Source organism: Sphingobacterium sp. SYP-B4668 (genome assembly GCF_027627455.1).
Taxonomy (GTDB): domain Bacteria; phylum Bacteroidota; class Bacteroidia; order Sphingobacteriales; family Sphingobacteriaceae; genus Sphingobacterium.
Map to the genome: position 1 here is coordinate 3,810,852 of NZ_CP115483.1, position 13,491 is coordinate 3,824,342.

Below are 13,491 nucleotides of genomic sequence, written 5' to 3' on the forward strand. Positions count from 1 at the left end.
AATATTCCATATATACTCCATCTCCTTCCTCAGAAAAAAAAACCAACACAACAACAAGCAACTAACAATCAAATAGATAACAAAAAAAACAGACAGCTACATTTCATACAAATAATAATTACGGGTACCTTCCCCTTCCTTTTAAAACGTAGACACTTAAACAAAGAGGCTCAACCATAAAAAAAGCGCAGTCTCCTGCGCTTTCTTTCCAAGATCTCTATCAGCACTTCACAAGCCTCAGAGACCTAAGGATCACCTTATTAATCAACAATTATTTTTTCAAGGGTTTGGTACTCATTTCAAAAACAAGTTCGCCACCATCCTTGATACTATCGTACGAAAGTCTGAGATTATCCAGGGGTTGGCCATTGAATGTTACCTTTTTAACATATTTATGTTTATCGGATTGATTGAGTGCTTTAAGTGTCAACACCTTTCCATTTTCCAAGTTGACACGAGCAGCCTTCACCAAGGGGCTTCCTATCCAATAGTCTTGTTCTCCCGGGGCCACAGGGTAGAATCCTAAAGAGCTGAAAATATACCAGGCACTCATTTGGCCGCAGTCATCATTACCCCCCAAACCTGCTTCTCCGTTTTGGTATTGATGACGGATAATATCTCGAATACGCTCTTGAGTCTTCCAGGCACTACCAGTCAAGTTGTAGAGATAGGCCACATGATGAGAAGGTTCGTTACCATGTACATAGTTACCGATTATTCCCTCTCGAGTAATATCTTCCGTATTTGCAAAGTAGTGATCTGGCAAATGCATAGTAAATAGAGAATCTAGATAAGTTTCCAGCTTTTTACCTCCCCCCATTACTTTCATCAATTCAGCAGGTTGATGTGGTACATAAAGACTGTAATTCCAAGAGTTTCCTTCAATAAACCCCTGACCATGCGTATCCAACACATCAAACTTTGGCCTAAAAACACCTTTAGAATCTTTGGGCCTCATAAACCCTATTGCCGGATCGAACAGTTGACGCCATGACTCAGCTCGTTTGCTGAATCTCTCATATACTTCAGTATTTCCCAGTTTTTGCGCCAATTGGGCAATACACCAATCATCATAGGCATATTCCAACGTATTGGATACCGAAGTTCCCGAAACATCATCAGGAACATACCCCAAATCGATATAGGCTCCAATACCTTCATATCGCCTAGTATTGGCAGTCTGTACACAAGCCCGTAATGCTGCTTGCGCATCTCCTTTGTACACCCCTTTCATAATGGCATCTACGACAACGGATACAGAATGGTATCCACTCATGCACCAGTTATCATTGGCATAGTGAGACCATATGGGCAGCATCTTCAATACGCTCTGATCATAATGTGCCATCATAGAAGCCACCATATCCGAATTGCGAGACGGATTAATCAAATTCATTAGCGGATGAAAAGCTCTAAAAGTATCCCATAATGAGAATGACGTATAATTCGTAAATCCCTGAGCCTGGTGCACCTCTTGGTCAAGTCCCTTGTATTCGCCATTGATATCCATATATACGGTCGGCATTAAGCTCGCATGGTACAATGCTGTATAGAAATTAATCAGGTCTTCTTTGTTCAGCATATCGACTTCTATCTTGGCCAATTCTTTCTCCCATAGCTCCTGTCCATTCTTCACAATATCGTCAAAGGCCCAGTTCGGTGTTTCGGCAGTCATATTGATCAACGCATTTTTCATGCTTACAGGGCTAAGAGCTACTTTCATCATGACCTCTTCTCCATCCTCGGTGTCAAAGTCCAAATGCATGCGTATATTGTGCGCCGCTAAATCCGGAAAATTATCCTCTTGGTTAAACTTTCGCCAAAACCCATTATAAACGGATTTACCATCTTTATATTGAGCGCCGTAGTTCCTAAAAGGTTTGGATGTTTTTATAGCAAAATAGACAGTTCTAGAACGCGCCCACCCGTTAGTCTGTCTGTACCCTGTAATCAACGAGTCGTTATGCACTTTGACCACTGTCCATACATTTTTACCCTCATAGTTGTATATTCCGGCGGTAAGGTCGAGAATGAGATGAGACGCATCCGATTTAGGAAAGGTATAACGATGTACTCCAACCCTTGCGGTCGTGGTCATCTCGGCCTTGATCCCGTGCTTATCCAATATCACACTGTAGTAGTTAGGCTTTGCCACCTCCTGCTCATGACTGTAGGGAGAGCGGTATCCGTCTTGAGGTCGTTCGACGGTACCCGGATTCAGCTGTACCTTCCCTTGCGTCGGCATGACCAAAATATCTCCCAAGTCAGCATGTCCTGTACCACTGAAATGCGTATGGCTAAATCCCACTATAGTGGGATCTTCATATTGATATCCAGCACAATACTTATAGACGTCTCCATTATACCTTCCTCCAACTGCGTAGGGGATGGTATCCGTGTCTGGACTTAGCTGTACGGCTCCAAAAGGCACCGTAGCTCCCGGAAAAGTATGGCCCATTTTGGCCGTACCGATGAGTGGGTTGACGTATTGAATCAAAGATTTCTGCTGTGCTTTCCCCAACAGAGGATTACTCACAAGCAATACCATCAGAAGGAATAGGCGTTCATTTTTTAGTTTCATAATTACTGATCTATGGAAGGGTCGGCAGCATAGCGTTTCCACAGACTGTCTAAATCTTGCCCCGTTTGCTCCTTCCAAAAACTTTCGCTATAAGTTTTGTCCCTCATTTTTTTATCTAGCGTCTTAACGATGTTTCGCTTTACTTTGGTATCCAACCAATAGAAAAAACGAGCAGTAACGCGATAAGAATCGCTGTACTTTTGCGTATCTTTAAAATCGGGGAGTTTCCAATTAGCAGATGCATTGTCTACACCATCTGTAAATCTGACATAATCAGCGATACCTTCTGTAATCCACCAAGGGCCAGAGCCATTAGGATACCCTTGCACAATATGCATCACTTCATGGGTCACAACGTCGATATCATTTGGATTCTTAGCAAACCAAACCGGACTATATCTCACAATACCTCCTGCAGTAGCGGCGACTCCATCATATCCAGGGTCAATGACAAACGAAACCTGCTTTCGGGTATTTTTATTATATCTCTTCGCCAGCTTCGGATAATTGAGAAAATATGTATCGATAAGCCTCTGCTTTAAAACGGGATCGAAGTCCGCTTGCTTATTGATCCATATCAATGAATATTTGCCTTTTGTAATGGTATCGACCTCTACGGCTTCCCGACGATCATCGTCGGTATGTTGCCAATTGTTCTGTGCCTTGACGGTAATACCTCCCATTACCATACATAATGCCGTGCAAGACATAATTTTTATTAATTTTTTCATTTTTTATGCTTATTTACTTTGTTTGTTTTCAGTTCATTCGTCATCGAGTATGGTGCTGCAGATTCCTCGGTACCTCTCGTCATATTAGGTTGCACACTCATGTCAAAATCTAACACGGCTCCCTGCATTAAACCGGTATGACTTAACCAGTTTTTAGCGTAGGTCTGCCCATTTAGGGAAAGTTGATTTACGTAAACGTGAGACTTAGATGCATTGACTGCATTTATTTCTACTTTCTTCCCATTTTCCAAATGTAGCACTGCTTTGGAGAATAAAGGTGCACCAATGACATATTCATCCGTCGCAGGACATACCGGGTAGAATCCCAAAGCAGAGAATACATACCATGCTGACGTCTGCCCGTTGTCCTCATCCCCACAATAACCGTCAGGTGTAGCACTATACATTCGGTCAAGCACTTGCCTAATCCAATATTGGGCCTTCCAGGGTTGGCCAGCATAATTATAAAGGTAGATCATGTGTTGGATAGGTTGATTTCCATGGGCATACTGCCCCATATCGGCAATTTGCATTTCTCGTATCTCATGTATAGTACCTCCGTAATAGCTATCATCAAACAGCGGCGGTTGATTAAAGACACTGTCCAGCATATTGACAAAAGTCTTTTCTCCCCCCATAAGTCCAATCAACCCCTTTATATCATGAAATACACTCCAAGAGTAATGCCAACTGTTGCCTTCCGTAAAAGCGTCCCCCCATTTCAACGGATTGAAAGGCGTTTGAAATTTCCCATCCTTATTCTTGCCACGCATCAGATTGGTCGACGAATCGAAAAGATGCCGATAATTTTGTGCCCTCTTGGCATACAGGTCAATTTCACTTTGTGGTCGCTTAAGTTCCTTGGCAAGCTGATAGATTGCAAAGTCATCATAAGCATACTCCAATGTACGAGCTGCGTTCTCATTGATTCCAACATCATAAGGCACGTATCCCAATTCATTGTAGTAATTTACACCTTTTCTTCCAACTGCCGTCATTGGCCCTTCATTATTCGCTCCATGGAGCAGTGCTTCATACAACGTTTGGATATCATACCCTCTCAAACCTTTCATATAGGCGTCAGAGACTACCGATGCTGAATTGTTGCCAATCATGATATCCGCATAACCGGGGCTACTCCATTCTGGCAAAAATCCGCCTTCCAAATACGCATTCTTAAGGCCCTCTTGCATCTCCACATTAATAGCAGGATACATCAGGTTGAGGAAGGGATATAATGCTCTAAAGGTGTCCCAAAATCCAGTACCCCCGTATAAATATCCAGGTAATACCTTTCCATTATACGGACTATAATGCACTGTCTGTCCATCCTTGGATATTTCGTATAGCTTATTGGGAAAGAAAAGCGTTCGATACAATGTAGAATAAAAAGTACGCATTTGATCTATATCTTCTCCCTCTACTGCAATACGCCCAAGTTTTTCATTCCAAATCGTACGACCATCTTTAGCGATTTGATCAAACGTCCTATCGCCAAGCTCGTCCAGATTAACAAGAGCTTGTTCGGGACTAATAAAGGACGACGCGACCTTCACATGTACGGCCTTTGAACGGTCCTTAATCTTGAACCCGACAATAGCACCCGTCTGATTAGCTGTTGACTTCAATTTCCCATTAAACCTGGACTTGTCCTCCCATGTTGAAAAATTATCAAAAGGCTGATCAAATACCAATACAAAATAATTCTTGAAGTTAGGAAGCTTTCCTCGCGAATATCGAGAAGAATACCCTATGATCATATTCTTCTCTGGTATGATCTCCACTTCCGAACCTCTGTCAAATGCATCCAAGACAACGAATGCGCTGTCTGTCGTCTGAAACGTAAATCTAAACATCGCAGCCCGTTCCGTAGGTGTTATTTCAGCCCTCACATTATGATCGGCGAGGTATACCGAGTAGTGATAAGGTTTTGCTGTTTCGGATTTATGTGAGAACCAACTCGCTCGGCCTTCTTGGTCAAATATGCCTTTACCAGTGACCGGCATCAGAGAAAACTGACCATAGTCATTCATCCAAGGTGAGGGTTGATGGGTTTGCTTAAGCCCTCTTATTTTGTCTGCTGTATATACATACTGCCACCCGTCTCCATTCTTCCCTGTCTGTGGCGTCCACATATTCATGCCCCAAGGAAGGCCGATGGCAGGATAAGTATTTCCGTTAGAGAGAGAGGGTTTGGAATCCGTCCCCATCAATGGGTTCACCAAATCTACAGGATCAACAGCTCTGCCATTGACCTTTTGCGCCAAAGTAGATGCCGGGAATATAATCCCGGCACCTACTAATAAGGCAATACTTGCTATTATTGATTTTTTAAACATATTCATTTTTTAGCTTACCATCCAGCATTCTGCACCATTTTCTCATTTTTCAAAATTTCATTGTTAGGAATTGGGAACAAGTAATCCCTTTCTTTTTTGAAAACACGGGTCTCGATAAGTGTTTTTGCATAAAAAGCATCTCCATCAGCATTAAGATTAAGCCCATACACTGGCCCATTATCCGTCTCCTCTGCTATCTTCCATCTTCTAGTATCGAAGAATCGTACATTCTCAAAAGCTAATTCCACCTGTCTTTCCCGACGGATAGCATCACGCATGGTCGCTTGTGTGGTGGGCACTGTGATACCATTAGGACCGTATAATGGAATCCCAGCACGCTCACGAATAAGATTGAGATATTTAACAATATCTGCATGTCCCGGTTCAGACTCATTTAAAGCCTCCACATAGTCCAAGTAAATATTCGCTAACCTAATCAGCAATGCCCCTCTTGAATTACCATTTGTAGATACGTTTTTGCGAACCGTATAGCCCGTAGGTGTCACATCAGATGTACTCTGTGTTCGTCCTGAATTGCCACTGAAATTAAACAACGACAACACTGCCGTACCGCTATTTGCCTGATTGAGCCAATAGCTTCCATTATAAGTAATCCCTACGTAAAAACGAGGTTCTCTATTCGTGTAGGCTGCAAAAGTCGTTCTTGATGTTACATCATAAGGAGCTTTGAAACTGACATAGCCGTCTTTTTGATAATTCGCATTGGGATCGGTAATCGGCAGTCCATTGTTCATCGCATATGCATCTACAATTGTCTGCGTAGCACCAAGTGCACCACCACCCTGAGCTGCTGAAGGAAATCCGACATGCTTCGGTGTACGATCATATTGTGCATTGTTTCCACTGTTGGAACGCGCAAAAATCCATTCTTGATTCCAATCTACCGTCATCACATTTCTACAAGATAGATAAGCCGCTACAAATGGATCTGCATTATTCACCTTAAACAACTGATAGTAATTGGGGACAAACTCGTCGATAAATGCCTTAGCAGCGGCTGCTGCATCTTTCCACTTGTCAGGATTGGCAGTCGCACTGAATAAGGCTGTTCCATCTGCATTTTTCACACTAGCAAATGCGGTATTACCATTGAACAATGGGCTCGCCTTGAGTAATAGTGCTTCAGCTTTATAGGCTTTTGCAACTCCTTTGGTAATACGACCAAACTCACTGTTATTCGGTTCGTAAGGTAGGTTGCCATAGGCATTGTCCAATTCGGCAACGATGTAATCGATACATTCATCAAATGGGGTACGGGATAATTTTAAATCCGAAATAGGTATATTGATATCCAAGACCTCCTCTCCTACTATTGGAACGGCACCATAGCTTCTTACCAGATAATAGTAATAAAGCGCACGCAATGCCCTTGCCTCAGCTTTATAGGTCGTTTTCATCACATCGGTCACTTCCACACTATTCGCACCATCTATATTCTGGATAAAATACGATGCATTACGAATTCCTCTGTAATAGCTGTTCCAAAAGGACTCGATTGTCCCATCGGTATTACTCCATACCGACGAAATCATATTATTACTGTAATTGAAGTCCCATGTATATTTAGCTTCATCCGATGAAGCCGTCCATGGACCTGCATTATCGGTACCTACAAATCGCTGTGCGAGTTCATTGGGTATTACAGTGTAGATATTCGCCAAAAACTTATCTGTATTGGCTTTGGATTTAAAAATATCATCTACGGTGATGACATCATCTGGTACTTGATCCAAATACTTATTACAACCACTGAAAGACGACGCAGTCAGTAGCGCTAATAATATATATATTGATTTTTTCATTGGAATATATTTTATCATTTATTAAAAGTTTGCCTGTACGCCCATGGTCACAGTCCGAATATTCGGATATCTTGTACCGTTGTTGGTATTCAATTCAGGATCCCACAGTTTAAATTTGCTCCAGTACAGCAGATTGACCCCTTGTACATATATACGCGCATTCTTCATCCCGATACTTTGAAATGTTCCCTTTTTTAAGTTGTATCCCAAATCTATTGTCTTTAACCTTAAAAAATCAATATCTTTTACCCACCAACTGGATGACACTGCGTTGTTCTTATTGGCCGCATTTCCATAAGCCAAGCGAGGATAGAATGCGTTTGGATTTGGATTCTCTTCTGTCCAACGATCTTCTGCTATTGCAAATAAATTACTACGTTCGGCACCGGTACTATTATTGAAAGGAATGATTCCATCGCCAGATATTTGACGATCTGCTCCTGATATCCCTTGGAAGAAAGCCCCAAAATAAAACTGTTTATACGTCAAATTGAATCCAAATCCATATATAGTATTGGGTATATCCCCATTACCGATACGCATAATGTCATTAGCATTCACAATACCATCTCCATTCAAATCCTTATATTTAATATCACCCACGCGTTGTGCTCCTAAAGCAGTTTGATCGGCATGCGCATTGATTTCTTCCTCAGATTGAAACAATCCATCAGCGACATACCCAAATCTAGAAAGGTAGTTGACACCTCTTCTTTCCATGTAAGGAAACGGTTGTCGAGGTTGGTCATTTTCGATCACTTTGTCTTTATTGTATGTAAAAGTTGCACGCATATCCAAGTATACTTGTCCAAGCGCTAGCGGCGCCATCTCGACTGTCGCATCTATCCCTTTATTGTCAATAATTCCTAAATTACCCCAAGGTGAGCTGTTCAAGCCTACATATCCCGGAAGCGCCCCTCTTTGTAAGAATACGCCTGATCTTCTTTCTTTAAAGAGATCAACCGTTAGCGACAATTTAGACTTTAAAGTTTTCACTTCAATCCCGAGATTTTGCTTATGCGCTTCGGCCCATCTGACATTCGTGCCATAGTCACTTATAGCTGTACCACCATAGGTCACATTGTTAGATCCGTTACCAAACGTATACCCCCCAGCTCCAGTATTGACCAAGGTTAGATATCCAAACCTACGAACCCCACTGTTGATATCCAATGCGCCACCATCACCCACGGTACCATTAGAGTATCGTAATTTCAAGAAATCAACCGCATCTTTCACCGGTTCAAAGAATCGTTCATTAGACACGACCCATCCCACACCGAATGATGGGAAAAAGCCAAATTTCATATCTGGAGCAAAGTTTTCAGACCCATTATATCCGAAATTTCCCTCCACAAAATACTTATCTGCATACGAGTATGTAAGACGTCCTGCAAGTCCCTGACTCCTAAATGGCAGCGAAGAGGTGACACTATTGGCAAAGGCGAATGTCTTTTCACGCTGATTATAGAGCAACATGGCGCTGATCGTATGATCATCAGCAATTGTTTTACTATAGTTAAGAGAAGCTTCCGTATAGAATTGACGATTCGAGTCATTGTCTTTTGAAAAGGCCAAGTCATCCGTGCCTTGAGAAATACTATTCAAGATAGGGTTTCCACTTTCATCATAAGGGAACAGACGGTTAATCATGTAGGTACTTCTTCTGCGTGTCCGATTAATGGTATGTGAATTCCAAATATCAAAAGAATACAAAGCCGAAAACGTAAGCCCAGGTACCCAAAACTTAAGGTCTTGTGTCAATCTGGCGTTGGTCATGATCTGATTCGAAAAAATATTCTGAAAACCAGTCTGTGTGACATCAGCATAGGGATTAGGCTGTGCACCCGCGGAACTCACCCCGGGGACTAGATTACCAGGATACATAACCGGATACAAAACAGGGTTAGTCTGCATTACATTTGCAAAAGCATTCTGTGGATTGATTCCGGGATAGTTGGTATTGGCGACATATCCCTGTACACCTAAGTCAAACTTGGTCGTAGTCGTCCAATTCATCGAGACATTAGACGTAAAGTTGTAACGCTTGAAACGAGTAGATGCATCATAACTCTGCAAGGCATCCGTACGAAGCAAGCTTTCTTCATCATAATAGGCTCCCGACACATAGTAATTTGCGAAATCAGATCCACCTCTCGCACTAAAGTTAGCTCTTTTATTCCCAGACACATTTCTGAATAGTTCGTCCATCCAGTTAACATTGGGATACAACAACGGATCGGTCCCTAGTATGGTATTGTTGATGTAATTATTGGAATATTCCTTCGTCAAGCCGGAAGCCAACCTGGCTTCATTACGAAGTAGCATATAGGTCACTCCATCTGTCAACTCAGGTCTCTTCGTGAATGAAGTGATCCCTTGGTTATAATTAAACATCAAGGTCGGTTTACCTGTTATCCCCTTCTTTGTCGTGATCAAGATGACGCCATTAGCTCCAGCCACACCGTACACTGCCGTTGCAGACGCATCCTTCAAGATCGTAAAGGAAGAGATATCCTCTGGATCGAAGCTATCGATATCCCGTCCCTGAATTCCATCAACCACGACCAGTGGAGCGGCACTATTTCCTGATTGATTGAAAGTTGAAATACCTCTTATCCAAAGATCTGCTCCATCTGACCCAGGCAATCCTGTACGTTGCACGCCCACCAAACCAGCTATTCGCCCCGCAAGTGCCGCGCTCAGATTGGCGATTGGGACTTTTAGATCCTCGACTTTGACCGTTGACTGTGCACCCACTAAGCTTATTTTTTTCTGTTGACCGTAACCCACGACAACGACTTCATTAATGCTATTGTTGATGGCTTTCAAGGTTATATTCAAATTTATCGTATTATTGATGACAGTTCGATAGTCCTCATAGCCAATAAACCGAACCACGACAGTGTCTCCTCTACCGGCAAGGATATTGAATTGTCCCATATTATTGGTTGCCATCGAATTTTTTGATCGTGTATTAATGACGGTCACCCCGTCCAAGGGATTGTTAAGCTCATCTTTGACTACACCCGTAATTTCTAACTGCGTATTGCTCTGGGCAATAGTCTCAGACATACAGATGACACCAATCATCACCACGAGCGTGATAAGTAACGTTCTTTTCATGTTTAGTTTTTTGTTTAGTGATTGCGTAAAAAAGATTGGTTATTCGGGCACATTGTTAACTCGCCACTCTGCAAGCTGAAAGAGTCCACTACCATCACGTATAGCAGTTATGCTCAAGCGATAATACCTATACTTCTCTTTGTTGGGTACATCGAAGCGTACCTTTTGATCTCTAGAAGCAAATAAATAACCTTGCTTGGTATCTATCGTCGTCCAAGTCGTACCATCATTAGAACCAGCGAATGTCCAGTCCTTGGGATCACGCCCCTGTGCATCATTCGCCGATGCCAAGATATAGGACCCTACCGCAATACCACCTGGGAAGGACAATTGGAGATAGAGATCATCCACATAAGGATTGATCAGAAATTTGGTCTTGTAGTCATTGTCGACTACTTTCGGAGAACCTTCATTGGCTGTCTTCCCGCCCGAGTTTTCGCGGTTGACAGCAAGAACACCATAGGCGGTTATATCCATTTCGGGCTCCTTTTCAGGTTCCAATAGGTCATAGTGCCTTGTCTCGGTTTTTTCGCATGCTGTCAGACAGATAAAGAGCCCCAAGAGGGCGCATAGCTGTTTAAATTTAGTTAGCTTTTTCATAAATTAAGGTGAATTGAAATACTAAAACGGATTAGCAAATCGAAATTACGAAGCCTTAATTAATAAAGTTGTTAACCAGTTGTTAATGACAAAAATCAGGTGTTGGGAGCACGAAAGATAAACCCGACTTTAAAAACTGTTTCCAACTGTACATTGTTGGAATGGGACAATAGCTTGCGTATCCGAGAGACAAATACATCCAAGCTTCTTCCTAAAAAATAATCATTTTCTCCCCAAACAGCCAATAAGATATCCTCCCGCTTCAAGACACGATTGGCATTAAGTGCAAAGTATTTCCAAACTTCAAATTCCCGCTCGGTCAGATTCACCTGATGGTCATTTTGGAAGACTAACATCATCTGATCCTGTACCAATCTAATATCTCCAATATACAAATCTGCGGACCGTCTCACTTGTTGGCGATTGATGATGTTGTGTATACGCCAAGAAAGTTCTTCGATGTCAAAAGGTTTAGTGATGTAATCATCTCCTCCCAATTTGAGTCCTTGGATTTTACTTTCCTTATTATTCCTAGCTGTCAAGAAGACAAATCGTTGCTCAGGGTAGCTTTCCAAAAGTTGGCTGACGAGCTCAAAACCTGTATCATCTGGCAATTGTACATCAACAATTAACAAATCGAAAAGTTGTCTACTGCAAAGCTCTTCCGCTTGGCGACAAGTTGTCGCTAATGTAGTATCGAATCCCGAAGAAATCAAGTACTGTTGTGTGACAATTCCCAAGTCTACATCATCTTCAATCATGAGTATCTTTCCCGTCATCTTCTCAATTTTTCTAGCATATATGGACAATTGGTATATAGAGAATAAATTCGGTTCCACTTTTGGGAGTAGTCTCCACTTCTATCCGCCAGCCATGTTCGGCTGCAGACTGCTGCACATAGTATAACCCTAGCCCCACCCCATTCTTAGGTTGTTCTTGCCTACCTCTATAAAATTTGGTAAACATATGTGTGTAGGTCTCCCGATCCATACCATCCCCATTGTCTTTCACATGTAAGGTGATGATATGTTCTTCGCGTGTGGTCCAAATACTGATTTCCTTATCTTGGACACTATTGTATTTAACGCCGTTTTCGACTAAATTATTCATGAGCGTAGTAAACATAAACCTATTAGTCAAAAAATTGACAGGCCCTTCATCCGATTCTCTATGATAAGCCATCTTAGCCTCGGTTCCATACTTGATTTGCAGGTCAGTAGCAATCTCTTCAAGTAATTCATGTAGATTATAAACATCTTTTTCTACATGATATGGGCTAAATTTACTCACATTGATGGCTTGGTTGATTAATTTATCCAATCGACCCGTTTGCCTGTCAATAATGTCCAAATTGATATGGATTGTATCCTTTCCAGTGATGGCTATATCCCTTCTTACATTTTTACTTGCTACTTGTATAGTCGCTAAAGGCGTATTGAATTCATGTGTAATATTATTAAGAAAATCGGTAGTCATCTCATTCATTTTCTTTTGTTTGACCCAATTATTAAAGGTCAAGAAATAAATGGCTACCACCGCCAACAAGCAACAGCCTGATAACAATAGCAGCGGCAAGATGTCCTTGATAATCGCAAGCATTCGCCCTTCCTTATCAGCATAGAGAGCAAATTCAACTCTATTGCTATATTTTTGATGCGATGAAATGGACAAACTAGATACCAATTGATCGCTCTTTTGAAACTGTGTTTCACCACTGATGATTACAGGAATATCTTCCGTAGACATCTTACTAGGTACCAGGTCGATATAAGTACGACCATCAAAAGTCACCGATAACCCCCAAAGGACGAGAGAATACTTAAATTTAGGTTCCAAACCTTCTTTCTTTAGCAAATGGACAAACAGGCTATCCATTGGTGACTCCCGTCGAAGTTGAGCAACAATTCTGTCGTATATTTCACTTCCTTTACTTTTGAACTGCTTGCCATCTGAATGGTAAAGTTTTTCCAAATCACGCATTTGCGGCCGCAGTATCGAATCGATTATTGCCTGCCCCCCAGGGTAAAGCTTATCATTGATAATTGCCTTTTCATAAGCCGCTTTTAGTTTGCTCTTTTCTGTCTTAAACAAATCCTTGCTCTTGATTTCATAAGTACTCGAAATCAGCTGATACTGTAGGAGCATCAACACCACGAAACTGATAATGGCGATCAGTTTATAAAGTCGTTCGGTATTCAGGTGCATACGTGGTGCATGGGGTTATAGAAATTCGGTAATTTTATTTTGAAGTTTTCAAATGTACATTTTTATTTTTTGATTTAAAAAGCAGT

Annotated in this window: 8 protein-coding genes; all 8 read right to left on the reverse strand. The window is 41.7% G+C overall.

Annotation, left to right across the window (positions count from 1 at the left end; translation table 11 throughout):
- Window positions 1-271: 271 nt before the first annotated feature.
- Window positions 272-2,581 (reverse strand): GH92 family glycosyl hydrolase, encoded by a 2,310-nt coding sequence (locus tag OQ289_RS15675; protein WP_270087791.1) that lies wholly within the window; start codon window positions 2,579-2,581, stop codon window positions 272-274.
- Between the two features lie 2 nt (window positions 2,582-2,583).
- Window positions 2,584-3,312 carry a basic secretory protein-like protein gene (locus tag OQ289_RS15680; protein ID WP_270087792.1) on the reverse strand — a complete coding sequence of 243 codons (729 nt, stop codon included), beginning with the start codon at window positions 3,310-3,312 and terminating at the stop codon, window positions 2,584-2,586.
- The gene (locus OQ289_RS15685; protein ID WP_443020412.1) at window positions 3,309-5,657 is read right to left on the reverse strand and encodes a GH92 family glycosyl hydrolase; all 2,349 of its coding nucleotides are present in this window, start codon (window positions 5,655-5,657) and stop codon (window positions 3,309-3,311) included. Before OQ289_RS15685 ends, OQ289_RS15680 begins: the two co-directional genes overlap by 4 nt.
- An 8-nt stretch (window positions 5,658-5,665) precedes the next feature.
- A complete protein-coding gene (locus OQ289_RS15690) occupies window positions 5,666-7,474 on the reverse strand; it encodes a RagB/SusD family nutrient uptake outer membrane protein (protein ID WP_270087793.1) in 1,809 nt (602 codons plus the stop codon).
- Between the two features lie 21 nt (window positions 7,475-7,495).
- A complete protein-coding gene (locus OQ289_RS15695) occupies window positions 7,496-10,600 on the reverse strand; it encodes a SusC/RagA family TonB-linked outer membrane protein (RefSeq protein WP_270087794.1) in 3,105 nt (1,034 codons plus the stop codon).
- A 39-nt stretch (window positions 10,601-10,639) separates the two neighbouring features.
- Complete coding sequence (locus OQ289_RS15700; protein WP_270087795.1) at window positions 10,640-11,200, reverse strand: discoidin domain-containing protein; 561 nt, start codon at window positions 11,198-11,200, stop codon at window positions 10,640-10,642.
- Between the two features lie 95 nt (window positions 11,201-11,295).
- A complete protein-coding gene (locus OQ289_RS15705; RefSeq protein ID WP_270087796.1) occupies window positions 11,296-11,979 on the reverse strand; it encodes a response regulator transcription factor in 684 nt (227 codons plus the stop codon).
- Window positions 11,980-11,992: 13 nt separating this feature from the next.
- The gene (locus OQ289_RS15710) at window positions 11,993-13,405 is read right to left on the reverse strand and encodes a sensor histidine kinase (protein WP_270087797.1); all 1,413 of its coding nucleotides are present in this window, start codon (window positions 13,403-13,405) and stop codon (window positions 11,993-11,995) included.
- Window positions 13,406-13,491: the final 86 nt, after the last annotated feature.